General features: G+C 69.2%; 23 protein-coding genes and 3 pseudogenes. 13 read left to right on the forward strand and 13 right to left on the reverse strand.

Features of this window, described 5'->3' with window-relative positions; translation table 11 throughout:
* Positions 1-173: 173 nt before the first annotated feature.
* Positions 174-968 (forward strand): IS5 family transposase, encoded by a 795-nt coding sequence (locus ACZ48Z_RS40295; RefSeq protein WP_468740913.1) that lies wholly within the window; start codon positions 174-176, stop codon positions 966-968.
* Here the strand turns inward: ACZ48Z_RS40295 and ACZ48Z_RS40300 are convergent.
* A pseudogene (locus tag ACZ48Z_RS40300) lies at positions 926-1,090 on the reverse strand (lipocalin family protein); the annotation flags it as partial. The gene ACZ48Z_RS40295 and the pseudogene ACZ48Z_RS40300 overlap by 43 nt on opposite strands.
* Between ACZ48Z_RS40300 and ACZ48Z_RS40305 the strand changes: the two are divergent.
* A complete protein-coding gene (locus ACZ48Z_RS40305; RefSeq protein ID WP_468740890.1) occupies positions 1,074-2,255 on the forward strand; it encodes a WD40 repeat domain-containing protein in 1,182 nt (393 codons plus the stop codon). The pseudogene ACZ48Z_RS40300 and the gene ACZ48Z_RS40305 sit on opposite strands and share 17 nt — an antisense overlap.
* 121 nt (positions 2,256-2,376) lie before the next feature.
* Here ACZ48Z_RS40305 and ACZ48Z_RS40310 read toward each other — a convergent pair whose 3' ends face one another.
* The gene (locus ACZ48Z_RS40310; protein ID WP_020121623.1) at positions 2,377-2,547 is read right to left on the reverse strand and encodes a hypothetical protein; all 171 of its coding nucleotides are present in this window, start codon (positions 2,545-2,547) and stop codon (positions 2,377-2,379) included.
* 624 nt (positions 2,548-3,171) lie between these two features.
* On the opposite strand from ACZ48Z_RS40310, the gene ACZ48Z_RS40315 reads away from it, so the two are divergent.
* The gene (locus ACZ48Z_RS40315; RefSeq protein ID WP_468740914.1) at positions 3,172-3,603 is read left to right on the forward strand and encodes a spore-associated protein; all 432 of its coding nucleotides are present in this window, start codon (positions 3,172-3,174) and stop codon (positions 3,601-3,603) included.
* Between the two features lie 491 nt (positions 3,604-4,094).
* Here the strand turns inward: ACZ48Z_RS40315 and ACZ48Z_RS40320 are convergent, their stop codons facing one another.
* The 4 genes and pseudogenes from ACZ48Z_RS40320 to ACZ48Z_RS40335 form a co-directional block, all read right to left on the reverse strand.
* Complete coding sequence (locus ACZ48Z_RS40320) at positions 4,095-4,664, reverse strand: hypothetical protein (protein WP_468740891.1); 570 nt, start codon at positions 4,662-4,664, stop codon at positions 4,095-4,097.
* Positions 4,665-4,740: 76 nt separating this feature from the next.
* Positions 4,741-5,376, reverse strand: a complete 636-nt coding sequence (locus ACZ48Z_RS40325) for an MFS transporter (protein ID WP_468740892.1) — start codon at positions 5,374-5,376, stop codon at positions 4,741-4,743.
* Positions 5,373-5,531: a hypothetical protein gene (locus ACZ48Z_RS40330; protein WP_468740893.1), complete on the reverse strand. Its 159-nt coding sequence runs from the start codon at positions 5,529-5,531 to the stop codon at positions 5,373-5,375. Before ACZ48Z_RS40330 ends, ACZ48Z_RS40325 begins: the two co-directional genes overlap by 4 nt.
* Positions 5,525-6,454 (reverse strand): annotated as a pseudogene (locus ACZ48Z_RS40335) (transposase). Before ACZ48Z_RS40335 ends, ACZ48Z_RS40330 begins: the two are co-directional and overlap by 7 nt.
* A gap of 275 nt (positions 6,455-6,729) precedes the next feature.
* Here ACZ48Z_RS40335 and ACZ48Z_RS40340 point away from each other — a divergent pair.
* Positions 6,730-7,535, forward strand: a pseudogene (locus ACZ48Z_RS40340) (phosphotransferase).
* Between the two features lie 234 nt (positions 7,536-7,769).
* On the opposite strand, the gene ACZ48Z_RS40345 reads toward ACZ48Z_RS40340, so the two are convergent.
* Together ACZ48Z_RS40345 and ACZ48Z_RS40350 are read right to left on the reverse strand one after the other, a co-directional pair.
* Positions 7,770-8,456, reverse strand: coding sequence for a hypothetical protein (locus tag ACZ48Z_RS40345; RefSeq protein ID WP_468740894.1), 687 nt, complete (start codon positions 8,454-8,456; stop codon positions 7,770-7,772).
* Between the two features lie 254 nt (positions 8,457-8,710).
* A complete protein-coding gene (locus tag ACZ48Z_RS40350) occupies positions 8,711-10,216 on the reverse strand; it encodes a hypothetical protein (RefSeq protein ID WP_468740895.1) in 1,506 nt (501 codons plus the stop codon).
* A 733-nt stretch (positions 10,217-10,949) separates the two neighbouring features.
* On the opposite strand from ACZ48Z_RS40350, the gene ACZ48Z_RS40355 reads away from it, so the two are divergent.
* The 3 genes from ACZ48Z_RS40355 (at position 10,950) to ACZ48Z_RS40365 (ending at position 14,062) form a co-directional block, all read left to right on the forward strand.
* Positions 10,950-11,504, forward strand: coding sequence for a hypothetical protein (locus ACZ48Z_RS40355; protein WP_468740896.1), 555 nt, complete (start codon positions 10,950-10,952; stop codon positions 11,502-11,504).
* A gap of 595 nt (positions 11,505-12,099) precedes the next feature.
* Complete coding sequence (locus ACZ48Z_RS40360; RefSeq protein ID WP_468740897.1) at positions 12,100-13,335, forward strand: hypothetical protein; 1,236 nt, start codon at positions 12,100-12,102, stop codon at positions 13,333-13,335.
* Between the two features lie 79 nt (positions 13,336-13,414).
* Positions 13,415-14,062: an ATP-dependent DNA ligase gene (locus tag ACZ48Z_RS40365; protein WP_468740898.1), complete on the forward strand. Its 648-nt coding sequence runs from the start codon at positions 13,415-13,417 to the stop codon at positions 14,060-14,062.
* A 69-nt stretch (positions 14,063-14,131) separates the two neighbouring features.
* On the opposite strand, the gene ACZ48Z_RS40370 is transcribed toward ACZ48Z_RS40365, so the two are convergent.
* The gene (locus tag ACZ48Z_RS40370; RefSeq protein WP_468740899.1) at positions 14,132-14,755 is read right to left on the reverse strand and encodes a TetR/AcrR family transcriptional regulator; all 624 of its coding nucleotides are present in this window, start codon (positions 14,753-14,755) and stop codon (positions 14,132-14,134) included.
* Positions 14,756-14,903: 148 nt separating this feature from the next.
* Between ACZ48Z_RS40370 and ACZ48Z_RS40375 the strand changes: the two genes are divergently transcribed.
* The 4 genes from ACZ48Z_RS40375 (at position 14,904) to ACZ48Z_RS40390 (ending at position 18,623) form a co-directional block, all read left to right on the forward strand.
* On the forward strand, positions 14,904-15,899 hold the full coding sequence (locus ACZ48Z_RS40375) for an NADP-dependent oxidoreductase (RefSeq protein WP_468740900.1): 996 nt from the start codon (positions 14,904-14,906) through the stop codon (positions 15,897-15,899).
* A 49-nt stretch (positions 15,900-15,948) separates the two neighbouring features.
* Positions 15,949-16,815, forward strand: coding sequence for an alpha/beta fold hydrolase (locus ACZ48Z_RS40380; RefSeq protein ID WP_468740901.1), 867 nt, complete (start codon positions 15,949-15,951; stop codon positions 16,813-16,815).
* A gap of 33 nt (positions 16,816-16,848) precedes the next feature.
* On the forward strand, positions 16,849-17,655 hold the full coding sequence (locus ACZ48Z_RS40385) for a strictosidine synthase (protein WP_468740902.1): 807 nt from the start codon (positions 16,849-16,851) through the stop codon (positions 17,653-17,655).
* Positions 17,656-17,879: 224 nt separating this feature from the next.
* Complete coding sequence (locus ACZ48Z_RS40390; RefSeq protein ID WP_468740903.1) at positions 17,880-18,623, forward strand: enoyl-CoA hydratase/isomerase family protein; 744 nt, start codon at positions 17,880-17,882, stop codon at positions 18,621-18,623.
* Between the two features lie 564 nt (positions 18,624-19,187).
* Here the strand turns inward: ACZ48Z_RS40390 and ACZ48Z_RS40395 are convergent.
* Positions 19,188-19,901, reverse strand: a complete 714-nt coding sequence (locus ACZ48Z_RS40395; protein ID WP_468740904.1) for an SDR family oxidoreductase — start codon at positions 19,899-19,901, stop codon at positions 19,188-19,190.
* A 165-nt stretch (positions 19,902-20,066) separates the two neighbouring features.
* Here ACZ48Z_RS40395 and ACZ48Z_RS40400 point away from each other — a divergent pair, with 165 nt between their 5' ends.
* Positions 20,067-20,669 carry a TetR/AcrR family transcriptional regulator gene (locus tag ACZ48Z_RS40400; protein WP_468740905.1) on the forward strand — a complete coding sequence of 201 codons (603 nt, stop codon included), beginning with the start codon at positions 20,067-20,069 and terminating at the stop codon, positions 20,667-20,669.
* 187 nt (positions 20,670-20,856) lie between these two features.
* On the opposite strand, the gene ACZ48Z_RS40405 is transcribed toward ACZ48Z_RS40400, so the two are convergent.
* Entirely contained in the window at positions 20,857-21,474 is a 618-nt protein-coding gene (locus ACZ48Z_RS40405) for a TetR/AcrR family transcriptional regulator (protein ID WP_468740906.1), read from the reverse strand.
* A gap of 261 nt (positions 21,475-21,735) precedes the next feature.
* Between ACZ48Z_RS40405 and ACZ48Z_RS40410 the strand changes: the two genes are divergently transcribed.
* On the forward strand, positions 21,736-22,527 hold the full coding sequence (locus ACZ48Z_RS40410; protein WP_468740907.1) for an SDR family NAD(P)-dependent oxidoreductase: 792 nt from the start codon (positions 21,736-21,738) through the stop codon (positions 22,525-22,527).
* Between the two features lie 160 nt (positions 22,528-22,687).
* Here ACZ48Z_RS40410 and ACZ48Z_RS40415 read toward each other — a convergent pair whose 3' ends face one another.
* Positions 22,688-23,401: a TolB family protein gene (locus tag ACZ48Z_RS40415; RefSeq protein ID WP_468740908.1), complete on the reverse strand. Its 714-nt coding sequence runs from the start codon at positions 23,399-23,401 to the stop codon at positions 22,688-22,690.
* 227 nt (positions 23,402-23,628) lie between these two features.
* Complete coding sequence (locus ACZ48Z_RS40420; RefSeq protein WP_468740909.1) at positions 23,629-25,389, reverse strand: S8 family peptidase; 1,761 nt, start codon at positions 25,387-25,389, stop codon at positions 23,629-23,631.
* Positions 25,390-25,927: the final 538 nt, after the last annotated feature.

Consider the following 25,927-nt stretch of genomic DNA (forward strand, 5'->3'; position numbering starts at 1 on the left):
CGAACGGGAGTCCCGATCGGGTGGTCGCGGGGCGCTGGGCGCATAGGAACGGGACCTCCTGAACAGCTCGTTGGTGTCGAATCACCGAGTGGCAGGAGGCCCTAGTGCAGCAGTCTTGCGTGCCGATTGCCGGGCAGTCCAGCCCGGTCACCTGGGGGTGTGCGTGGCGGGCGATGCCCGCCGACTTCCCGCCGTGGAACCGCATCTACGCGTTCTTCCGCCGCTGGCGCGACAACGCCCTGGTCAAGGAGTTCCACGACCGGCTGCGCGCGAGGGTCCGCGAGGAGCTGGGGCGAGACGCGCAGCCGACGGCCGGGGTGATCGACTCGCAGTCCGTCAAGGCGGACGCCGTCGTCGGCGCGGACAGCCGGGGCTTCGACGGCGGCAAGCTGGTCAACGGCCGCAAGCGGCACGTCGTGGTCGACACCCTCGGCCTGCTGCTGGGCGTGATGGTCACCGCCGCGGACACCGGCGACCGCACCGCCGCCCAGGTCCTACTCAGGCAGGTCACCGACGCCCACCACCGATTGGAACTGGTCTGGGCCGACGGCGGCTACACCAGCAGCCTCGTCGAGTACTGCCTGGCCACGTTCACCCTGGTCCTGGCGATCGTCAAACGCAGCGACGACATGCGCGGCTTCGTGGTACTGCCCAAACGGTGGATCGTCGAACGTCTCTTCGCCCACCTGATGCGGAGCCGCCGCCTGGTGCGCGACTTCGAGCACCGCACCACCAGCGCCGAGACATGTCTGCACCGGCATGGCTTCACGTACTGGGAGGCGGAGCGGCCAAGTCTGGAGAAGGGTCGGACGCTCGGGTTCATCCAGGACCAGGAGGCGCGACCCGGGGTGAGATCCGGCAGGGGCCCCCACTGGCGGTCCAGCCAGGACTGCCCGCGGATCTTCTCGGCGCGGCCGTTGATGGTCAGGGTTCCGGAGGTGGCCACGGTGGGCAGCGCGTACCCGTAGTTGGAGTATGTCGCGTCGCCGAACATGGGGAAGCAGCCCGTTCCCAGGTTGCAGGGGACGTTACCGCGGGGGTGCAGCGTGACGTCGATTGTTCCCTCGGGGACCTTGGCGCGCAGCTTCATCTGGGACCCCGGCCTGCCGTTGCTGCGCTACCTGGAGGGCGGCACCGTGCACACCATCGACCTGACCGCGACCGTCACGGCAGCCTGGCACGACCGCCCCATGGACGGCGTACTGCTCAGCCCCGACGGCCGTCTCTTCGCCACCGCCCGACGCGCGGCCAACGGCTACGACTTCGAACTGCGCGCCACCGCGAACGGCAGGCTCGTCCGCGTGCTCCCGCCCCTGCCTTCGCCGGTCGCCATCGGCGGCAGGGACGGGACACCGCTCGCGCCCGCGGACACCGCCCCCCGGCTGGCGTTCAGCCCCGACAGCAGCCGGTTCGTCTACGGCGTCACCGCGCCCGGCCGACGGGCCGCGCCACAGCGGTTCACCGTCTGGGGCCTGACCCATGACCGTGAACAGAGCACACTGGACCTGGCCTCGACCCAGTTCGGTACTGCGGTGACCGCGCTGGCCCTGACCCCCGACGGCCGTATTCTCTTCACCACCCGCACCCCGCCCGGCGGCGAACCCGCGAACGAGATGTGGGACACCGACACCCGTCGACGGACGGAGTTGCTCACCGGCTCCGGCCTGGTCAGCGCGCGCCTCGCGCTCAGCCCTCGCATCGAACTGGTCGTCGGCGACAACCGGGTGGCCCGCAAGACCAGCGACAGCATCGTCGCGCTGGACCTGGTCAAGGGCGACCGCATCAGCGCGCTGGCGTTCAGCCCCGACGGCAGCCGCATGGCTGCGGGCGACCAAACCGGCCGCGTCGCCCTGTGGGACGGTGACCTGCGCCACCGCGAGGGCGTCCTGCGCAATGTCTTCCCGGTCCCGCTCGGCGACACTGCCGAAGCGGTGAGCGCCCTCGCCCTCAGCTCCGACGGCCACACCCTCGCCGTGGGCGGCGACGCCGGTACCGTCCAGCTCTGGGACACCACCACCCAACAACCTCTGGGCGGCCTCCTCCCGACCCCCGGCGAACCCGTCGTCTCTCTCGCCTTCAGCCCCGACAGCAGCACCCTCCTCGTCGCCGGCAGTCACGTCCCCCTCCGCCGGCACACGCTCGACCAGAGCCGCGCCGCGGCCCTGATCTGCGCCCGCGCAGGCAACATCGACCTGACGAGAGCGGAGTGGAACACGCACGTACCTGACGCGCCGTACAGAAGGGTGTGTGGCTGACCGGACCGGCTGTGAGGTGGCCTCCACGCGTCAGCGTCCCCGATCCGGGTCGGAGATCGATGCCGGACATGCCTGTGGCTCCGGATGCATCCGGAGCCACAGGCATGTTGCTGCTTGGCGGTTACCAGCGATACCAACGGCCCTTACGGCCGCCCGTATCCGCGGAGCGCATGACGAAGCCCAGCAGCCAGACGACCAGCACGATGACGGCGAGCCACCACAGTGCCTTCAGCGCGAAACCCGCGCCGAAGAGGATCAGAGCCAGCAGAAGAACAACAAGCAGGGGAACCATAGTTATCAACCTCCGTCGCTCCTCGTGCCCGGTGAATGCGAGAACACACGGTCGATTTCACTGGTTTCTCCACTGATCATTCGGGAACTGGTCTCAGTTTCTCCACGGCGTTCACCTCACGGTCGGACCGAGTTGACGTGTGGCCGACGGCAGCGACACGTTGCCCGTCCTGTGTCTCCTCGTCCCGTGGTCGTCGCGTGTGGTCCGCTGATGTGTCCATCGACTGCGATGCGGGCGGCGGCGGAGAGAGCGGCCGGGGTGTAGCCGGGGCTCGCCAGCCCTTGCGGGGAACGTCATCGGCCGGTCGTGCCAGCACCTCCTTGATGGTCTCGGCCTGTCGGAGGGGGCTGAAGTGGACGCGACCGTCGGGATCGACGCGCACTGCGTGTACGGCGGGGTCCGGCAGGCTGTTGTAGTGGCAGGGGGTGGAGGAGCAGTACGCGCCGGTGTCGAGCACCAGATGAAGACCCCCGAGGACCCCTACATCAACGGACACGGAGCCGTTCACTCCGTGTCCGGGTTCCGTAACCGGTGCCGGTGGCCTACAACGCTGTTGGGGTGACGACGGTCGAACCCTTCGAGGTCGACAAGCTGTTGGAGCAGTCGACGAAACGGGGGATTCACATGAACATCATTCAGCGTGCCGCAGCGGTCGGAGCGGTCACAGCCGCCGTGGTCGGCGCCATGGGAGCCGTCGCACCGCAGGCAGGGGCGGCGACGCCCTTGGCGAAGTACAACGGTGTCTGCGGGGCGGGCTACACAGTGGTCGATTCAGCACCGGTAGGTACGGCGGGCACCGTCTACCTGACGTACAACCCGTCGACCGGACGGGACTGCGTGGTCACCGTGCGCGCCCGTCCCGGCGCCGCAGTGTCCATGTTGGCAGCGCTCACGGACGCCCAGGACGTCGACCCCGAGTTCGATGACGGTGTCTACACGACCTACGCCGGTCCGACGTACATCGGCCACCCCGGACACTGCGTGAGCTACTGGGGACGGATCTCCGGCCAGAGCGGCGGAGCGAACAACGTGCACTGCGCACCACTGGCCGACTGAGCGGGCAGCGGCCCCGTACGCACCTCGAATGACCGCGTCACCCCGCCCGCGTATGCGGGGTGACGTCGGCACGTCGCGTACTTCCCGGCGCGCGACCACGGCCCCCGCCACGGTCCGGCCGTGGCGCCTACTCGGGTGTTGATGGTCTGGGAGGCAGGCATGGCGCGTGACGTGGGCGCTGCCGGAGCCGATGCTGGCCGTCCCCATGCCTGTGCCTGTTCCTGTCCTGATGCCGGGGGCGGGCGCGGGAGCCGAAGGCGGTCCATGACGTGCGCCTCAGAGCAGGGCCGGGAACGAGTTGCCCTCTACGGACCAGGTGCTTGCCACGCATGGCCTGCGGCGCCCGGCTGGTCGCCGTGACTTGGCGGTCGCGCATGAGCGGGTCGACCCGGACCGGGTGCTGTCCTCGGTGGACCTCCCGCCGGGCTCCCCCTGGTAGGGCAGAGGCGAGCCGTTTGATCATCTGTGGCCTGACGACCGCGCCCTGCTCCTCATTCGCCCCACCCCTGCTCCGCAGGCGTAGGCGGCAGCCCGGCCGGACCTGCTCCTGAGTCGGTAGGGCCGGTGGGCCTGCCTGTCAGCAGGACGAGGGCGAGAGCGGCGGCGAGTACCTGGCACGCGGCGGTTCCCAGCACGAGGGGTGCGGCTCCCAGCCCGCTGAGAGCGCCGGCTGTGCCAGCCCCGGCGGCTGCGAAGGTGCTTTTGAGCCCGGCGCCGAGGGTGAAGATCTGGGTGCGGACGGCCGCCGGCGCGTACCGGTCACGGCTGGCCAGCAGAGCGCTGAACAGAGGACCTGTGCAGAAGCCTGCCAAGGCGAACAGCCCCGCCGCGGGAACCGCGTGACCGGCCCAGGGCACCAACGCCAGAGGAATCCCGGTGGCCAGCAGACCCCAGAGCACTACACGCTCCGGGTTGTTCCGGCCGACGGGGCGCCAGGCGTAGCTCAGGGAGCCCACCAGGGCACCGGCGGCAAACGCGGTCATCAGTCCGCCGGTGGCCCATGAGGCGTGATAGTCGGCGGCCAGCAGCACGCTCACCACGGGCAGTGCCCCGACACCCATCTGTCCTACGCTGCTGCCCCAGGTGACCGACCTCAGCTGAGCACTGCGGGTCAGTTCGGCCGCTCCCTGCATCAGGTCAGCGGGCCTGAGCCGACCCGGTCCGGTCTGTTTCTGGGGTCCGGGGACGCAGCCGCAGCGAGAACAGCAGGAGCCCGCCCGTCATCGCTCCGGCACCCAGGACCGCGAGGGCTGTCCCCGCGTTCACCGCTGTGCCCAGGGCTGCCGCGACCGCAGGCCCGGAGATGCCCGCCAGGTTGTACGACACGGCGTCAGCACTGAACGCCCTGGTCAGACGGTCCTTGCTGAGAAGTTCCCCCAGAAGACTGGTGAGACCCCCGGTAACCAAGGGTGCGACGCCCCCGGCGGCCACGGCCAGAACCAGCACCACGACGTTGTCGGCACGGCCCACCAACAGGGCCAAGGCGCTGAGCGCCGCGCCGTAGAGCGTCACGGCGCTGCCGTGGAAGAGACGGCGGCGCCGCACCGAGTCAGCCAATACGCCTGCCACTGGTGCCGCTGCCACGTGGGGAATCATCAGCGCCGCCACCAGGGCTCCGCCGAGGGCCGGGCTGTCGGCACGCTGGGTGGCCAGCATGACGAGTGCGACGCGGGCTCCCTCGTCCGCCGTCCGGGCGAGAACGGCAGAGGTCAGGTACACCGCCAGAGGCGAATGGCCTCCGGTGCGGGGCGCGGTGCCGGTCACGTTCGTCATGGACGCATGACGTGCTGCCGGTGCCGGTACGGCACGGTGGGCTCGGTGTCGTCGGTGCGGAACCAGACCATGGTGCCGGCCACGACCGTGCGGTCGAGCAGGGGTACCGCTTCGGTGACCTCGCAGACCGCGGAGAGAGTTGAGCTGCTCAGCACGGGTGCTCCGTGGGTGAGGGACCAGGGTGTGCCCAGGAAACGTTCCCGCGGAGCGGTGGCCGAAAAGCGTTGCGCACATGCTGACCCTCGGTCGCAAGAAGCACTCCGTGATCGCCACCCTGGCCGACCGCAGGACCTGCTACCTGATGCTGGTCCACCCCGGATCGGGTGGTCAGGCGGGGGTGGATGCGGTCCCAGGCCATCGCGCGGGCGGTGCCGTATCGGTCGGTGACCTGCACGGTTGCCTCGTCCGGCTCGCCCCAGGTATCCGGCTTGGCGAAGCGGAACTCCTTGCCGTGCTTCGGCGGCCGGCCGTTCTGCGGGTAGGCCAGGGCCTACTCCTTGAGTGAAGGTGTGGGCCGTCGCATGACGCGGTCGGAGCGCATCCGTCCCAGCACCTCGACCGGGAGCCCGGCCAGGAGGTGGGCCATGCGCGGTGCGTCGTAGCCGGCGTCGAAGACGATGAGGATGTCGCGGCCGCCGACGTGCCAACGGCCCATCAGATCAGGTCCTCGACCACGCGGCGGAGCTGGGCGGCGGTGACCTCGGGGACGTCGTCCTCGGGTCCGAGGCGGACGGCGTTCAGGAGCTGACACCAGGATGTCCGGCCCGATTCGAGGGCGGCAACGGAGGAGTAGGGCCACCGGGGATGAACTGGTCCGAGGACCGTCCGCTGCGGCCGTAGACGTGGCAGAACAGGCGCTCCGCTCAGGTCGGGACGCCTGGCGGACCCAGTTGCTGACGTCGACCGCCAGGACCAAGCGGCCGTCGGCGGCTCGCGGCATCGGCAGACCGGCCAGCACCTGTCGCAGCCGGGTTATATCCACGTTCCCGCAGTTCAGCGCGTCGTACATCGCACCGTGCCCGCGCCGGTGCTCGGCCACCAGCGTCAGATCCACCGGCGAAGTCACCGGACCGTCCACACACAGCAACGCATCGACAAGCTCGTCCCCGCGCGCGGTCAGGCACTCGCATAAGTCCTCCCGAAAGCGTGGCGCTTGCGCGAACGCCTCCCCGGACCGGCGTCAGACAGCAAACCCACCCTCACGGCCTTCGTCTTGATCAGTGCACCTTGGTTGGAGCACAGGATCAGACGGAGGCCGCCCCAGCGTCCGGCGAACACCCAGGTGAACATCCAAGTTCGAAGCACATTTCGATACACCCCTCACGCGGCCGACCTGGCGATAACGTGATCGACATGGCAACTGAGGGTGAAGCCACAGATGACGAAGCACTGGTCGGCGGCATGGTGAACGCGGGCGCGGTCGTCCGGCGTGGCACCCTGGCGGAACGCCCGGCCCCGCGCACCGCGCGCGCCCTCCACTCCTACCTCCTCGCGCTCGAAGAGCACGGCTTCGACGCGGCTCCCACCCCGGTCGGTCTCACCGCGGACGGCTGACCTTCATCCCTGGCGACGTCGCCCTGCCGCCGTTTCCGCGCTGGGCGATGACGCAGACCGCGCTGAGATCGGTGGGAAGCCTGCTGCGGCGCCTGCACGAGGCCAGCGCGACCATCCCGGCCGATACAGATGTCGAGTGGCCCCGGGACCTGGCCGACCCCCAGGGCGGGACGATGCTGTGCCACAACGACGTGTGCCTGGAGAACGTCGTGTTCCGCGATGGTCGTGCGGCGGGCCTGATCGATTTCGACCTGGCGGCCCCTGGCCGACCGCTGTGGGATGTCGCCATGACCGCCCGGTACTGGGTTCCCATGCTCGATCCCGAATCCGCGATGGCTCTCTATCCCGCAGGGCTGGATGTCCCGACGCGATTGCGGATTCTCGCCGACGGTTACGGGCTGTCCCGGCAGGACCGCGCTGAACTGCCCGACGTCATCGAACAGGCCACCGCGTCCTGCCGGGCCTTCGTCGCCGACCGCGTGGCGGGCGGGGACCCCGTCTACACCCAAGCTCTGGCGGAGCGCGGTGGCCGGCAACGCTGGGACCGCATGCAGGAATGGCTGGTGACGCACCACCTGAGGTTCGCGACAGTGCTGCTGGAGTGACGGACAGAGGTTAAAGGACAAGATCAGAAGCTGTGCCGGAACCCGGAAGTCTGTGCCGCTCCGAGAGTCGTGGCTCATTCCGGACGCGTCAGGAGCGATGAAGGACCGGGAGATTCCCGGCCCTTCATCGTGTGACGGGTTGCTTGACGCCTGCCCGCCGCGGCCGCGCCGGGCAGAAGTAGCTGCCGTCCTTCACGGGCGCGGGCGCGGGCGCGGGTGTGGGTGTGGGTACGGTCAACGCGGCACACGGCGGGCACGGCGCCAGGCGCTTTGCCAGTGGCGCCAGTTGTCCGCGCCGTTGACACCGACGGCCAGCGCCACGACGGCGATGGACATCAGCCCGAAGACCCGGGAGAGGGAGAACCCGGCGACGATCGCCCATCCCGCAAAGCTCATCCCGCTGTACGCGGAGACCAACCGTTCGGCCAGTTCGGTGTACCGACCGGGCCCCTCGATCAGCAGCACGTTCCCGTAGTGCAGTACGAACCAGCCGCCGACCAGCATCAGTCCGAGATAGATGAGTGTCCAGAGCGACCATGGTTCGTACAGTTCTTCCCACCGATGGTGCGCGCTCTCCTGCCAGGCCCACACCTCGCCCTGGAAATCGGCGACGACCACTTCCGAGCTGTGCCGCTCACTCCAGTTCTGCGAGATCTCGAACGCCGGCTCCGGGGCCCCATCGAGATACACGTTCAGCTTGTAAGACCACATTCCCTGTTGCACGGCCACCCTTGTGATGGCGGCGGTCCGCACAGGCAGGCACTGCTCGACACCACGCTCGGCGATACACGCCGACACGACCCGTTGCTGGTGCTCGAGGTGGTGCGCCGGCCCGATGCGCCAGGCGCCCAGTCCCACGAGAATCAACCCGAACACAATGCCGGCGACCCACCATGAACTGCTGTTGTCTCGCCAGCGCATTCCGCAAGTAGAACAGCGGAAAGCGGCACCGTACAGGTGGCAGCGGATCCGCTGTTTCTGGCCCTCCGTCGCACTGCGGGCCTGAAGCCCGCCGAGCGGCTCTCCCTCGACCGTGCAACTCCTCGGCGCACCCCTGAGACCGGCATGTGACGTGGCTCAGATCGCTCCGGAGTTTCCCCTGCTCACGACGAGCGCGGCACAGGCTCACGCCCTCAGCGGGGGTGGCGCCTGTGCCGCGGGGTCAGGGTGACGTCCTACGTCTTCGCCTCACCCTTCGTCAGAAGCCACTCCTCGTGGAGGGATCCGAGGGGGATCTTCGTCCGGAAGATGGGCGTGCCGAAGATGGAGAGCTGGAGATTGAGTGTGCCGGAGAGGTCGATGCCGCCGTACAGAACCCAGGAACCGGAAGCGGAGCCGGTACCGTCCGCCGAGCCCTGCGCCGTCGCGTCTGCCTCTGCGCGAAGGTACGGGGCCACGTCGGCGGTGACGCCCACCGTGCCGTAGAGGCCGACCGTCGCCTCGGCACCCATCGCGGCCTTGACGTCGCCGACGGCGGCGACCGTCGTCTTCAAGGGTTCACCGGTCATGTGGGACTCGCTGACACCCTTCCAGCCCTTGGCCCAGGTGAAGTTGCCGCCGACGCGGAAGTCGCCCTTGAGGTCCTGTTCGGCGTCGACCGTGACATGGCCGTCGGCGTCCACCTGGAAGTAGCAGACGAGGTCGAGGTTGACGACGATCGGGACCGGGCCGACCTGGATCACGGGGTCGGCGTGCAGTTCGGCGAAGGGGATACGGATCGGCGTGCCGTTGGTCGACCCGGCCGCGCGGCCCTTCAGCTGCCACTGGGAGGCCCACTCGCCGGTCAGGCCCAGGAACGCGCCGCCGGGTGAGGAGCCCGTGCCGGAGCCGGAACCGTCGTACGAGAAGGCCACCTCGGGGGCGAGCTGGACGAAGCCCTCCACCGACGCAGCGGCTGAGGCGGGCGCGCCCGGGGCGGTCTCCACGGCGGCGCCCACGTCGATGCGCAGGCTGCCCAGGGGGAGCTTCGCGCCCTGAGGGCCGAAGGTGAGGTCGCCGGTCTTCGCCCAGGAGACCTTCACGCCCTTGACGAGCGGATCGACCTTCATGGTGGACGGATCGACGGGGACCGTGCCGTCCGCCTCACTCTTGCCCAGGACCGAGTTGAGCTTGGCCGGCTGAGTCTCGACCGTCGTAGCACCGTCCGCCGCGGTGTCGACGATCTCCGTCACCTCGGCAAGCACGCCGTCGGGGGCGCCTGAGGTGGGGGCGCTGGCTATGACGTCGCCGACACCCACGGCGGCCTTGGGCTCGGCGGCACCGGAGCCGGCACCTTGAGGCGTGGCGGAGTCGTCCGGAGCGGAAGAGACAGTTTCCGAAGGGGTAGCCGGCGAGGTCGCCGACTGCTCGGCGCCCGAGCCGGAGGACGGTGCGGACGGTGCCGCTATGACCGCCCGGCCGCTCTTCTTGTTGTAGGACGCGACCTTGAGCGCGGATTTCCTGGCCGTGCCCCGGTCTGCCGAGCTCGTGTCGGCCACGGCGGTAGGGGTGGCGTCGCCGGTGGGGACGGAGGCGACCGCGAGTTGCTCCTGAGCCGCACCGGACTGTGGGTTCTGGGCAGTCGAGGCGGCCGGCTTGTCAGTGGCGGCGGGGGAGTGGGTGGAGCAGCCGGTGGCCAGCAGGGTCGCGACGGTGATCGCTGACAGCGCTGAGACGAAGGCATGTCTTCTGGGCTTGTGCACGCGTGAGTCCTTGTGAACGGTGACAGGGGCTGCGCTTCCAGAAGGGACGGCAGAGCGGCATGACGACGGTGTCATGACGACGTTCCGGAAGGCGGGCGCGAGTTGTGGGGTGACACCTGCTGGCGGGAGTGGACCGGGCGCCACAGCTGTCGGCGTGACAGTGCGTACGCGGTGGCTACTTCCCAGTAGTGGTGCATGAGCATGCCAGGCGTGGCATGGCGCCGGGGCCAGTTTCCCCGCCCGTCCAGGGTTATGTGGGTCACAATTGGAATCGCGTCAACTGCTGTATAGGCAAGGTGAGTTGATGGTCAGACCAATGCTGTGTGCAGGCTTGCCGGCCGGCCGGTCGGTACGAGCAGCGCGAGGTGCGGCCGACTCGGGCCACGCGCGACGGCGCGGCGGCGCGGCGGCGCGGCGGTGTCCGAGCCGACGAACTGAGCCCGCTGGTCTCCAGCGCTTTCCCGCTGGCACCGGGCCAGTTGCCGGACGGACACCGCGTCAAGAACGAGACCGACTACTCCTGCGGGCTGGAGGAAACGTGGGGCTGCGGCACCTTGCGCGCCGCGGCTGTCACCCGAACCTGCGTCAGACCCCGTAACTCGCCGCATGGGTGGAGGGTTGGAATCCTCCACCCACTCCTTGAAACAGAGGGCTCGGAGCTGGTGGCTTAGCTTCGGGGCTCCTCTCGCCGGGCATTGAACCGTCCAGGGCTTCAAGAACCGGGGGAAGTGTTGTGCGCGAACGGGACAAGGCGTTGGCCATGGGGAAAGACGCCGACTACGGCAGCTATGTGAGGTTCGCGTGCCCTGCCTATTCGCACGCTTGGGGCTTCTTCGCGCCCCTTGGCATCTTGCAGGGTTGGGGCACCACGGTCGATCTCGTGCACATCTTCAAGGGGGAGGGTGGCTGGTTGCACGGCTGGTTCGCCCCGCTCAGCGGACTCTGGACCGTGTTTCTGATCGGCTGCTGTTTCGTGTCCCGGTACGAGCGGCGCACGGGCGGCCCCACCCCCCGGCTGTACTGCTTCCAGCTCGGAGTCGTGGTGGCCACCGGCGACGTCCTGCGGGCCTATCGCTGGACCGAGCTCACCATTCACCGCAAGAAATGGCGGAGCGGGAGCGGGGAGAGTGCCGACTGGGGAACTCGCATAACCGTGATGGCGCGGGACGGCAGTGTGGTTGTCGTGTTCCCAGGAAACGAGCCGGACGGCGCCGGCTGCTTGGACGTGGAGAAGCTCCACGAGGCGGCGGTGCGCGGACCCGGGGAACCCAAGCCCGCGACGCCGTGACGGGGGAGCCGCGCCGGTCAGGTCATGAACTGTCCGTCGCCTTCCTCCGTCCACAAACGCCGACCCTGAATCCGCCCCGGAACACAAGCCACTGGCCGAGGGGGTTCTTCCAGTCGGGGACGGGGACGGGGACGTGGGCGAGGTAGCCGTCGGCGACTTCGAGGCGGTCGCCGTCGCTGCCGTCGCTGTACGTCGACTTGCGTCAGCGGGCGACTTCCAGGCCCCTCAACCACCGTGGCGGCTTCCTGCGGGACGTCTACACCGTGTTACCCGCGCCCAACGCCACGACGTTGCAGGTCGAGCGGGACGGGCCGTCCGCCTGGCACGGGGCGCCGAGGGTCGGCCCCCGGCGCGGCGGCCCCGACGGCGTCCAGCTCTGCCTCCGGTGCGGCGCTGCGGCGGGCCGGGGAGCTGGGCTTCGTCGTGCACAACAGGTCCGGCCCGGCCTCTCGTTCATGCGCCCGGCCCCGCACGACGCCCTCCCCGGAGGGACAGACGGTGGCTATGTTGGTAGGACCGGGGCAGCTTTGTCTGTTCTCGATGCCGCGGACCTGGCAGCGCAAGCAGCGCACCCGCGTCCTCGCGCTGCCCCCGGATGTCCCCACTGCCGGCTCCGGCGCAGGAGCTGCTGGATACCTTCACCGCCGGATACCCGCGGTCCTGGCTCGCCGACAAACGCAATGTGCCGGGCGGTGCGGCCGTGGTGTTGCATACTCTGCTGGCCCGGCTGGGGCCGCACGTGCCGATCCCCGAGCGGGACGTACGTTCCCTGGCCGGGACCGTTGCGGCCGGCACCGCCGCCACGCGCCGCGTGATCTCCTTCCTCCACGCGCACGCGCTGCTGGAGGCGGACGAACTCTCCGAGACACCCGCGCAGCTGCTCACCGACGTCCAGCACCAAGTGCCCCCGCACACACCCGACTTGAGCCAGCAACGACGCAACCGGTACGACGAGCAGGCCCTGCACACGCGGATCGCTCAACTTCCCGCTCCGATGTCCGACCAGCTGAGCACCTGGGTGCGGGTGCTGCGCGGTCGAGGCCGCTACCGGCACGCCCCCGCCTGCTTCCGGCGCATCCGCCGCTACCTGCGCATCGCCTGGCCGACCCTGACTTCATGGACGGCGGCCGGGCTGGACCTGCGGCAGATCACCGCCGATCACATCACGAGCGAACTCGCCCGCCATCAGGGCAACGTGGCCCGCGGACTGCTCAGCGTGCTGCGCAGCATTTTCCGGGCCCTGAAGCAGGAGCGGCTGATCTTCCTCAACCCCACGGCCGGGCTGCAACTGCCCGCTGGAGTACACCTGCCACGGCCATTGTCCAGCGATCGACTGGCCGGAGCCCCGGACCGGCTGGGTGGTCCCGCCGCGCGCCTCATCGTCGGTCTGGTCGCCATCCACGCCGTGCGTGCCGTGGAGGTCGCCCGGCTCGACCTGGCCGACCCCGACCTCGCCCGCCGGACACTGGCGGTGCGCCGGGGTGAAGGCATCCACCTCGTCTACCTCGACGACCTGAGCACCGACCTGGCGGCCGACTGGCTGCGCGAGCGCCGCCGCCGCTGGCCCCAGGCCACCAACCCGCACCTGCTCATCACCTCCCAGACCTACCGGCACCCGGCCTCCCCGCAGATCAGCTACTGCGCGATGCGTGCCGCGTTCGACCAGATCGGGCTGCTGCCACGGCAGATATGGGCCGACCGCATCCTGGACGAGGCCCGGGAGACCGCCGACCCGGTCCACCTCGTCCGCCTCTTCGGCATCCACCCCAGCATCGCCGTGAAGTACGTACACGCCGCGCACCCGGACAAGGCTCTGCCTCGGATCCGCTGACCAGGCGACACCGACCCGCACACCCGACGCATCGTGGAAGACGTCAACGGTGTCTTTGACCTGGTCTCTGCCGGATCCGATGCTCGCCAAGCCCACCGCCGATCCCGCACTCGCACTGGCACTGGCACCGGCACTGGCACTGGGTCATGCGGCAGAGCCGAAGTGGGATGGCTACCGGGCACTCGTGGGCCGGTGGTCCGGCGAGCGTGTCCTTATCCGGTCCCGCTCCGGCGGCGATCTGACGGGAGCCTTTCCCGAAATCGTTGCCGCAGCCGCCGACTTACCCGAAAACACCGCGCTCGACGGGGAGGTCGTCGTGTGGGAGAACAGTCGGCTCGCCTTCGAACGGCTTCAGCAACGCCAGCACCGCAGATCGGCAGCTGCGGCCCGGGCGGCTGCGCAGTGGCCAGCCCACTTCGTTGCCTTCGACCTGCTCCGCCTGGGCAGCGACCGGACCGAGCGGCCCTATCGGGAGCGCCGTGCAGTGCTGGAGCGGCTCTTCGCCGATCAGCAGTTGCCGCCACCTTGGACGCTGTGCCCGGCCACGACCGATCCGCAGCAGGTCGCCGACTGGCTTGAGTGGTGGTCCTCGGTGGGCGTGGAGGGCCTGTTATGGACAGTGTTTGCGGCTGTCCGTTGTCCGCACTGCCGGGCTGGATGTTCTTGCCGAGTTGTGTGGCGCGGATCGCGGCGACGTACCCGCTCGGGCCGGCGCCGAGGACGATGACGTCGTAGTGCGCGCTCATGACGTGCCCCCTCCCCGGGGTGTTCGATGGTTGGCCCGTGGGGCGAGTGGTCATGCGGCGCGGCGGTGGGGCGCCAGGGTGGCTTGGATCTGGTCGCGGATGTGGGCGAGGACGGCTTCGTCGCCGCGGTGCAGGTACACGGTGGCGGTGGTGCTGATGTGGATGATCGCGGTGATCACCCGCGCCAGCGTTGCCGCGTCGGCGGTGCCGATGCGCGGGTCGCGGATGAGCAGGCCGGTGACGCCGTCCTCGAGGCGGCCGGCAAGGGCCAGGCCCGCCTGCCGGTAGGGCTCGGCCGGGTCGCCGAAGACGAGTTCGTGCAGGTATGTGCGGCCGTTCTCGATGTGTTCCCTCAGGCACTCCACCACGGGACGGATGAGGGCGATGACCGGCTCCAGGGCGCCCTGTCCGGCGCCGACGTTCGCGGCGGCGAGGCCGGCGTCGATGGCGGCGGCGAACTTCTCGTTCTGCACCATGATCAGCAACTCGGCCTTCGTGGACGCGTACAGGTAGAGGGTGCCGATCGCGACGTCGGCCCGGTGGGCGATCTGCTGCGTCGTGACCCCGCTGACGCCGTGTTCGGCGAACAGCTCACGAGCCGCGGTCATGATGCGCTCGCGCTTGGCCTGTTTGGCCCGCTCGCGGCGCCCGATCGGCATGTGGCCGCGTCCCATGGGGCCTCCCTTGACAATAATTCTGAGTGCGCTCATAGTTGAGCGTACTCGGATTGGCGGAGTGAGGCGAGACCCCGGAAGTCGCGCTGAATTGGCCGACCTGGTCGCAAACCGGGATGAATTGGATGAAGGCAAGGAGAGACGCCCCATGAGAGCGTTCGTCGTCACCAAGTACAAGGAGCCGCTGCAGGAGGCGGAGGTCCCCGAACCCACCGTGGGGGAGCACGACGTGCTGGTCCGGGTGGAGGCCGCCGGGCTGAATCCGCTGGATGAGAAGATCCGCGCCGGTGAGTTCAAGCAGATCCTGCCCTACAAGCTGCCACTGATCCTGGGCAACGACGTCGCGGGCACCGTCATCGGCGTCGGGGCGGCGGTTCGCGGATTCAAGCCCGGAGACGAGGTCTACGCCCGGCCCGCCGCGGACCGCATCGGCACGTTCGCCGAGCGCATCGCCGTCGCGGAGGGCGACGTGGCGCTCAAGCCCGCCTCGATCAGCATGGATGAGGCCGGCTCGCTGCCGCTGGTGGCGCTCACGGCGTGGCAGGCGCTGGTGGAGCGCGGGAAGGTGCGGCCCGGGCAGAAGGTTCTCATCCACGCCGGCGCCGGCGGGGTCGGTTCGATCGCGATCCAGCTCGCCGCACACCTCGGTGCGAGCGTCGCCACGACCGCCGGCGGTTCCAACGCGCACTTCGTGCGCGCGCTCGGCGCGGACACAGTGATCGACTACCGCACCCAGGACTTCGAGCAGCTCCTGACCGGTTACGACCTGGTGTTGGACGGCATCGGTGGCGAGAACCTCGAGAAGTCCCTGCGGGTGCTCAAGCCTGGCGGCAAGGCCATCGGGATCGCCGGTCCCCCGGACCCCGCGTTCGCCCGCGAGGCAGGCCTGAACCCGCTGCTGCGCCTTGCGGTCGCAGGCCTGAGCGGCAAGATCCGCAGGCAGGCGAAGAAGCTCGGTGTGACGTACGAGTTCCTGTTCATGCGCGCCAGCGGCGACCAGCTCCGCCAGATCACCACCCTCATCGACCAGGGCGTGGTGCGCCCGGTCGTGGGAAAGGTGGTCCGCTTCGACCAGACCCCGCAGGCGCTGCAGTCCCTGTCCCAGGGCGGCATCCGCGGCAAGGCCGTCATCGGCAACAGCTGACCCGCCGCAACCGCGACGGGCGACACACAGCACACGAGGAGAATCCGTCATGAGCAGCACCGACACCCCGAACGAAGCCGTCATCACCTCCTACGCGAAGGCCCCGGCCCGCACCGTCAGCGCCGGTGGCGTCACCTTTGCCTACCGCGAGCTGGGCCCGAAGGGCGGCATCCCCGTCGTCTTCTTCGTCCACCTCGCCGCGACCCTGGACAACTGGGACCCCCGCATCGTCGACCCCGTCGCGAAGGGCCGTCACGTCATCGCCTTCGACAACCGCGGTGTCGGAGCGTCCACCGGCCAGGTGCCGGACAGTGTCGAGGCGATGGCCGACGACGCCTACACCTTCATCAAGGCGCTCGGGTACGACAAGATCGACGTCTTCTCCTTCTCCCTCGGCGGCATGGTCGCCCAGGCCCTGGTGGTGAAGCACCCCGAGCTCGTCCGCAAGCTCGTCCTCACCGGCACCGGGCCCAAGGGCGGCAAGGACATCGACAAGGTCGCCGGAACCACCTACTGGGACATCCTGCGCGCCACCCTGACCCGCTCGGACCCCAAGGAGTTCCTGTTCTTCAACCGCAACGCCACCGGCAAGGCCGCCGGGCGCGCGTTCGTCAACCGGCTCAAGGAGCGCACCGTCGACCGCGACGCGGAGATCAAGGTCAAGGCGTTCCAGACACAGCTGAAGGCGATCAAGAAGTGGGGGCGCTCCGCCCCCGACGACCTGTCGTCGATCACGCAGCCCACCCTGATCGCCAACGGCGACAACGACCGTATGGTGCCGTCGGTCCTGTCGGGGGACCTGCATCGGCGCATCAAGGACAGCCGGGTGATCATCTACCCCGACTCCGGGCACGGCGGCGTCTTCCAGTACCACGACGAGTTCGCCCCCGTGGCGGTCGAGTTCCTCGCCCGGTGACAACCGCCTGACCAGGAAGAGAAGGGCAACATCGTGAGCACGTCACCGGCCGTCGCACCCCTGGAAGTGAAGAAGCCTCTCACCTCCTCGATCCTGCTGTGGGTGCGGACCGATCAGCCCCGCCAGACCGGCATGGACCACTGGAAGGGCCCGCACTCAGGGATCATCTCCGCCACCCCGGGCCTGGAGGAGTACCGGCAGATCCACCTCGCCGAGCACAACCCGGGCCGGTGGCCGGCCATAGACGGGGTCCAGACCGCGATCCCCGCTGACCGGAAGATCGACGGAGTCGCGGAAGTCACCTTCCAGTCGGCGCTTGCACCCCTGAGAGGGCGCAAGCAGACGAAGCTGGCCTACGCCGACGAGATCAACGTGTTCCGCCGCACCCTGCTCTACACCGGCCCGCCGAACTCCTCCCGCTGGTACGACGTCGCAGGCCCCGGAGAGACGGTCGGTGCCCGCGCTCTCGTCTATCTGCGCCGCAGAGACGGCGCAGGGGCCGGCGCCTTCCGGAAGTTCGTCAACGAGCAGCTCGCTCCCGCGCTCGCCGGCACCGGAGTGCTGAAGGAACTGCGCACGCAGACGTTCCTGCCCTGGATCGAAAAACTCTGGGACACCCCGGACGTCGCCCACGACAACCCCCACGATCAGCACTTCCACGCCTCGGTCAGCCTTGGGCTCACCGACATTGCGGCACGGGACGCCTTCTTCACCGGCCAGGTGATCCAGGACCTGTCCGACCGGCTGGCCCCGCAGGTCTCCGCGATCCACGCCTACGACGTCACCGCCGCCCTCACCTACGTCAAGAACGGCGACATCCTCCCGCACTACGAGGTGTGAGCGGCGCGGGCGAGGAGCGGACCGCCGGATCTGGTCAGCAATTCGTCCGGCCCACGCTTCCCAGCCGTCCTCGCGCACCCGTCGCCGTCTGACACCTATCACGTATCCGTATCCGTATCCGTATCGGGAGCCAGCCATGAGCGAGCACAGCACCATCCACTACGAGCGCACCGCACCGCAGATCGCGAAGATCACCCTTCGCCAACCCGCCCGTCAACCTCATCGTGGGCGAGACCGTCCTGCGCCTCATCGAGATCGTCGAGGAACTGGCTACCGACCCGGACATCCAGGTCGTGCTGTTCGACAGCGCCACCCCCGACTTCTTCTACAACCACTTCGACCTGACCGCTGCCGCCGACTTTCCCGCTCCCGAGGACCCGGACGCGGTGCCGGCATGGACGAATCTGGTCCTGGAACTCTCCAAAGCGCCCTACATCACCATCGCGGCCATCCGTGGACGCACCCGCGGCGGAGGGAACGAGCTCGCCCTCGCCCTCGATCTGCGCTACGCCAGTCGTGAGAAGGCGATCTTCGGACAGCCCGAGGTCGGCAGCGGACTGCTGCCCGGCGGTGGCGGCACCGAACGCCTCCCTCGCGCCATCGGACGCGACCGCGCCCTGGAAGCCGTCCTCACCAGCGACGACTACGACGCCGACACAGCCGAGCGTTGGGGCTGGGTCACCCGCGCCCTCCCCGACAGCGAACTCGACGCCTTCGTCGGCACCGTCGCCGCCCGGCTCGCCTCCTTCGACCGCACCTCACTCGCCTCGGCCAAAGCCCAGATCAACCGGGCATCCCTGCCCCCGGACGCGGACCTGGTCGCCGCGTACGGCGAGTTCACCCACTCCCTCGCCCTCCCCGGATTCCTCACCCGGGCCGCCGGCACGCAGGCCGTCGCCGAACAGGCCGGCATCGACTTCGAGTACCGGCTCGGGCACTACATCGGCGTCGCCAACCAGCACCGCTGACACCCATCAGAAAGCGAGCACGGACGCAGCCGATGCCGCACCCGTCCTCTTTTGCCGCGGGGCCCACCTGATTTCCGACATCTTCGGCACCGTGGGTGACCGGCGCACCAGCATCGCGGGCGAATTCGAACGCGTCGGTGCCCTCTCCGGGCCACGGGCCGATTGGCCAGGACTCACCACCCAGTGGCGAATCCTGTACCCGCCGACACTGCCGCAGGTGGCGTTCCGGGCAGTGCCCTGGCGGTCGCTGGACGAACTACACCGGATGATGCGCGGACGAGTGCGCGCCGACCATGGCCTGACCGGGCTTCACCGACACAGACCGGGCCGAACGCCCGGTGCCTGGTACCGCCTGAACCCCTGGCCCGACAGCCGCGATGGTCTGTCACCACCGTGGTGCCCCGCTGCTGATCGGGCATGCGGGCGGATCGACCGCCGATGTCATCCACGGCTCGACGGCCGCGACGGTGCACCCACTACTCGACACCGGCCGGCCAACTGTACGAACGCCATGGACCACGGGGTCCCGACGTGAAGAGATCACGTCGGGACCGAAGACAAATGTCAGGCGTTCGTGCTGTGCAGGTCCGGGTAAAGCGCCTCGACCGGGCCGCTCAGAGCCGCCTTGACCCCCTTGGTCAACTCGTCGGCCAGGACCTCGTATTCGCCGGCCTCGACGGCGTCGTAGACCGTCGTCACCAGCTGCGTCGGCAGCATCTTGGGTCCGTCAGCGTGCGCGGCCATATCGGTGTCGACGTAGCCCATGTGCACACCCGTCACGTGGACGCCCATGGGCGCGAACTCGATGCGCAGCGAGTTGGTGGCCGACCACAGTGCGGCCTTGGACGCGCTGTAGGCGCCGCCGAAGGCATACCAGCTGGCAACGGAGTGCACGTCGATGAGGATTGACCCCTTCTTGGCGGCGAGGACCGGTGCGAAGGCGCGGGCGAGGAAGACCGGTCCGAAGAAGTTCGTCTCCATGTTCGCCCGGATGTCCGCCTCGGTGACGTCCAGCAGGCTCGCGCTCGGCGGGATGGCGCCCGCGTTGTTGACGAGCACGGTGACATCCGCCGCGGCGGCGACGGCCGCGTCGATCGACGCGCGGTCGGTGACGTCAAGGGTCAGGGGGACGATGCGTTCGTCGTCCCAGACACGGGGGGAACGGGCGGTGGCGTAGACCTTGGCGGCGCCGCGAGCCAGGGCGTCGTGGACGAAGTGGGTGCCGATACCGCCATTGGCGCCGGTGACGAGGACGACTGCTCCATCGAGAGAGGGCATGGGTTCCTTCTTTCCAAGGGGATGTGAGTGCGTGGCTGTGCCCGGATGGAGCAATGACTCGTCGCCCCGCCATGGGAGAATGAGCGCAGCCGTATCCGAGCCCACACGATATTGACTACAGTCATAACTGACTATAGTCAGAATCTATTCCTGGAGGACACCGTCATGCCTGTCGCCCCCCGGTCGGCCGGACGGCGCGAGCGGAACAAGCAGGAGAAATTCGACCGCATCGTCGCTGCCGCCACTGAGCTGTTCGCCGAACACGGCGTCGATGAGGTCACGACCCAGCAGATCGCCGACAAGGCCGACATCGGCACCGGGACCCTGTTCCTTTATGCCAAGACCAAGGGCGAACTCCTCCTGCTGGTGCAGAACGCCAAGTACGCCGAAGCACTTGAGCAGGGCCGGGCGGACGCCGAGGCCATCCCAGGCGTGCTGGACGCGGTGATGGCGATCGTCAGGCCGATCGTGGAATGCAACCGCACCCAGATCGACAACGGACGCACCTACCTGCGAGAGATGGTCTTCGGCGACCCCGAGGAGCCCCGGCACGGCGCGGCACTCGCCATCGTCGCCCAGGCCGAGGAGGCCATCGCCGCCGTGCTGCGCCGAGACGAGCGGGTCGCGGAGGGCGACGCCGCGACGCTGGCACACATCGTGTCCGCCGTGATGTTCCTCAGCACGGCGGCGAGCGTGAACATCGCCTTGAGCGTCGAGGAGATCGTGCAGGACATCCGGGGGCAGGTCGACGTCTTGCTGCCTCACTGAAGCGCGGCCCGGCGTCAGGCCCAGGCGACCATCTGGGTGGTCCTCGGCTGCGTCACGGCCCGAATCCATAGACGGCAGGTCATCCGGCCGTTGCTGCCCATTCCGGCATGACCGGAGGAGCGAGCGGGCGAGGGCGGGCGCAGGGCTTCCGCCACCGCGTGCTGCTGGGATTTCGGCGCTTGCCTACCTACGTGGCGTCGGGTCCCCGTCGCTCAGTCCCTGTCCCCTGGATTCCGAGTCGAGGCCCGTGCGGTGCGGTCAGGGCTTTGTGGGTCGATTCCAGGATCTTCTCCGACAGTTCTGTGCCGGCGGTGGCCCGGGCGAGCAGGATCGCGCCGACCAGGGTGGCCACCATGGGAAGGCCGTCGTTGGCGTCGGTGGACATCCACGCGGCAAATTCCTGGACTCCGGCCGCGTACGTTTCGCGCACCTCCCCGGCTGTGGGCTCGCGAGCCATGTCCCCTGCGAATCCGGCGGTGGGGCAACCGGTGCCGGGCATGTCACGGTGCTCGGCCGACAGGTAGAAGTCGACGAGGGCGCCGCGCGCGGTGGCGTGGTCGCCGTGGTCCGTATCGAACGACGCCAGGAGTAGGTCGAGGTCCCCGAAAGCGGCTTGAGCCGCCTCGGCCACCAGGGCCTCCTTGGAGGGGAACTGCTTGTAGAAGCCGCCGGTGGTCAGCCCGATGGACTTCATCAGATCGGCGACGCTGATGCCGTTCACGCCGCGTTCCCGGAAGAGCTGGGAGGCCGCGGCGACCGCGCGCCTGCGGTTTTCGATCGCTTGCGCCTGCGAAACGCGACTCATCAGTCACCTGCTCACGTTAGATACTTAAGTGCATCTATCGTACGCGAAGTGTCGACGGCCGGCCGCAGCGCCCTCCTCCCGCATGACCCGTTCTCGCTGTCGCAAGGCGAGGGGCTTGCGAGTCCGCGTCGGTCTCCGGTCGCGGGTGGGTGGCCGGCGGCGTCGCAGCCGTTGGCTGGACGGCGTTAGATATCTATCGTAATCTAAAGCGAGGGCGGCGCTTTGGCCCCCTCATCCGCCACCAGAAATGAGATCCACCCCATGACCACGCAGAACAAGACCGCCGTCGTCACCGGGGCGTCCGCCGGCCTGGGAACCGCTTACGCGCAGCGACTTGCCGACCGGGGCTACGACCTGATCCTGGTGGCCCGGAACGCCGCGCGGCTGGAAACGCTGGCGTCGGACATCCGCAGCCGCACGGGCCGCGCGGTGGACGTCATCACCGCCGACCTCACCGATGCGGCGCAGCTCTCCGTCGTCGAGGAGCGTCTGCGGTCCGACGAGAGCATCGAGATGCTGGTCAACAACGCCGGCGGTGCGCTGCTCACGCCGCTGGCAGGCTCCGACGCGGCGGCCTACGAGGCGCTGATCAACCTCAATGTGACAGCGCTGACCAGGCTTACCATCGCGGTCCTGCCGGGGCTGACGGCCCGCGGGCGCGGCACCGTCGTCAACATCTCCTCTGCCATGGCTCTCAACATCCTGCCCGTCAGCGCCGTCTACAGCGGCACCAAGAGCTACGTGCTGACGTTCACCCAGGCCCTGCAGCAGGAACTCGCCGAGAGCCCCGTCACGGTGCAGGCCGTGCTGCCGGGCGCCGTCCGCACGGATCTCTGGGACGGCTCCGGTGTCGACCTCGCGACGTTTCCCGACGAGATCGTCATGAACGTGGACGACGCCGTCGACGCGGCGCTCGCCGGCCTCGACGCCGGGGAGCCCGTCACCATCTTGTCACTGCCTGACATCAGTGACTGGGAGTCGTTCGAGAAGGCGCGTCAGACCCTCGTCCCGAACCTGTCCCGGCAGGTCCCGGCCGATCGCTACCGCGGCTGACACCCGCTCCGACTCCCGTGCGGGAGTCCCTTTGTGACAACGGCACGGCCGCTGCTGCACACGGCCGATGCGTCGTGCGGCGTGGGGGAAAGACCGACACACTCGCCATCTTCCCCTCCCTCGCCCGAACAGCCGGGGCCCGGCACCGCAGTGGCGGCGGTCATGTGCGCGGCAAGCCCGTCCGTACCGTCGACTGCCCCGCGGTCGAGGTCGTGCCGTCGTCGGTCTCGGTCTGCGCGCCGGTGGCGCGGTCGGCGGCCCACACGTCGCTGGTGCCGTTGCCCTGGTAGGCGACCCGGCGGCCGGCGCCGCTGATCGACGGCTTGTGCATGTCCTGGGTGGAGTCCTGCGGGCCCGCGCTGACGGTCTCGCGGGTGCTGGTGGGACGGTCGCAGAGGTCGATGCGGGTCGGAACCTGCGGATGCCCTAGCCACCGGGAGCCGATGTAGCGGCCGTCCGCGCTGATGTCCGGCTGTGCCGAGGTGTCCCGGCCGCCGGGAGCCCCGATCTGGATCCTGGTGTCCGTGCTCAGGTCGGAGAGGAAGACGTTCATGGTGCGGCTGGGCCAGTCGGTGTACGTGGCCCAGCGGCCGTCGGCGCTGAGCCGGGGTGTGCTCAGTGCCTGCTCGATCTTGGTGACCTCACCGGCTGTCAGGTCACGGATGTAGGAGTAGGCGCCCGGGTGGGTGACCCCCTCGGGCAGGAGGTTGGTGGCCGACGAACGGAACGCGACGTAGCGGCCGTTCGGCGTGGTGAGGGCCGCACTGGAGGCGCCATCGCCCTGTGTGTCGTCATCGGCGGCGGTGCTGACCCGATCCGCGGGTAGGCCCGCGCGAGCCGCGCGCGTGCCCTCGCCCATGGCTGCCTGGGTCATGCCGCCGGCCCGTACTGCCAGGCCGTCCGCGGCCTTTCTGGACGCCTCCGGCATATGGGCCCCGACCGCGGCGTACACCGCCACCGGGGCCCATATGCCTTCTGCCGCCCAGCAGTTCGCAGCCCTGGCCGAGCGGCCGCGGCGCACCCGCGGTGTCTGGCGGTCGCGAGCGGGGGAGCCGTCGCCGACGCTGTGCGTGCTGTGCGCGGGCGTTGCCGGGACCTGCGTCAGAAGGTCAGGTTCCAGGCGTCAAGCTTGCCTGTGTCGGAGGCGGCGTTGTCGTTGACGCGCAGCTTCCAGGTGCCGTTCGCGACCTCCGAGGAGGCGTTCACGGTGTAGGTCTGGGCGATGTTGTCGGCGCTGCCGCCGGTGTGGTTGTGCAGCGTGTAGACGGTGCCGTCCGGCGCCACCAGGTCGACCTTCAGGTCACCGATGTAGGTGTGCTTGATGTCCACACCCACCTTGAGGGTGGCCGGGGCGTTGCCCGTCACACCGGTGACGGCGATCGGGCTCTCCACGGTCGCGTTGTCGTTGATGGCGAAGTCCGCGAGGTTCTCGAAGTACTTGCCGGCCGGCGGGGTGGTCCCGACGGCCTTGAGGGCGTCGACCTGTCCCTCGCCGAAGAACGAGTTGTTGGCGGTCGTGCCCGTGCAGCGGCTGTCCGAGGGGCAGGCGATGTCGTTGGCCTGCTCGGCCAGCTTGGCGCGGAGCTGCGCCGGGGTGATGCCCGGGTTGGCGCTGGCGATGAGTGCCGCCACGCCGACCACGTGCGGGGTGGCCATCGAGGTGCCGCTCTTGCTGCCGTAGCCGCCGCCCGGGACGGTGGAGTACACGCTGCTGCCCGGCGCCGCTACGTCGATGACGCCCTGACCGTAGTTGGAGAACGAGGCCTTGGTGACGCCAGTGCCGTTTGCCGCGACCGTGACCACGCCCGGCAGCTCGGTCGGGATGTCGAGGCAGGCGTTGGTGATGGTGCGGGTGACCGGCGTCGAGTCGTTCGGGCTCGCGGAGTCGGTCGTCTTGTGGGCGAGGTCGTAGTTCTCGTTGCCCGCGGCGGCGATCTGGAGGGAGCCCTTGCTCTCGGCGTACTCCTGGGCGCGCTTGACGCCCTCGATGATGGCGGCCTGGTCGATGTTGTCCGGGCAGTTGAACTGCCACGGGTCTGTGTAATAGCTGTTGTTGGTGACCTTGAAGCCGTGGTCACCGGCCCAGACGAAGCCGCAGATGGTGTTCTCGGCGAAGAAGAAGGCGTTGCCCGGCTCGGCGACCCGGACCGCGGCGATCTTCACCCCGGGTGCCACACCGACGACGCCCTTGCCGTTCTTGGCCGCGGCGATGGTGCCCGCTACGTGGGTGCCGTGCGTGTCGACGTCCCGCCAGGCGCCGGCGCGGGTGTCGGGCTTGCCGTAGGCGCAGGAGACCGAGTCGGCCGCGTCGAAGTTGGGCGCCAGGTCCTGGTGCTGGTCGTCCGCACCGGTGTCCAGGATGCCGACGGTGACGGAGGCGGAGCCTGGGTTCACGGCCCAGGCCTGGTCGGCCTTGATCTGGCTCATGTCGGCCCGGACCGGTTCTCCGGCCGGGGTCGAGGCCTGGGCGGGGTTGGCCGGGAGTGCCGGGTTGTAGGCGTCGGCCGGGACGTCCGAGGTACGCGTGGCGCCGACCTGCTGCACACCGGCGACGTTGCGCATGGTGGCGGCGAATCCGCTGGACGCCGAGTGGGCGACGATCACGCCGATGGCGTCGAAGTTCGAGAAGACGGTGCCGCCGTTGGCCTCGATCGCGGAGCGGACCGCCGAACTGTCACCGGGGGCGGTGATCACGAGATAGGCACGCGTCCCGGCCACCCAGGTCGCACTCTGGGCAGCCGCCACTGCGGCCGGAGCGTGGGCCTTGGCGGCCGGCGCGGTGGAGGGGACGACCGGGAGCGTGCCCGCGAGGGCGCCCGAGGAGCCCAACGCGAGGGTGGCTCCGAGCGTGGCCGCGAGCACCAGCGTGCGTCTGGATCGGCTGAATATGTGGGGTATCAATGCGTCCTCCGGAGACGGCCCGGCCGTGCTCGTGGCACCGGCCGGGTCGTACGAAACGAGTGGTGGATGCAAGATGTCAGGTGCATGCCCCTGTGCGGAAGTACCTTTCTGTGCAGGGACGTTAGAAAGGAATGGCTGAAAAGAGACGCACACCCGGCGTCGGGGGTCGGGATCCACCGAGAGATCGGCGACGGCGACCGCGCCCTGGCGTACGCCGCCGGCCTGGTGCCGGCCGTGCTGCCCGCAGCAGAGCGCCGGACCCGCGCGGTGACCGACACTGCCCGCGCCCTGGCGGCCGTCGGCGGCGTACTGCCCTCTCGTGTCGGTCTAAGAGGTCCTAACAGAAGTTGTTGATCATGTGACTGTCGGCGTGGTTCCTCGTTGGTCTTGCCGTGGGGAAAAGGGAGTCGCGGCCGTGGGTCGTCTCGGACGAACTCTGGTCGCTCATCGAGCCGTTGTTGCCCAAGCCAGGTCCGAAACTGGTCGAGGGCAGACCGCG

The sequence above is a fragment of the Streptomyces sp. NPDC031225 genome, from assembly GCF_055570355.1.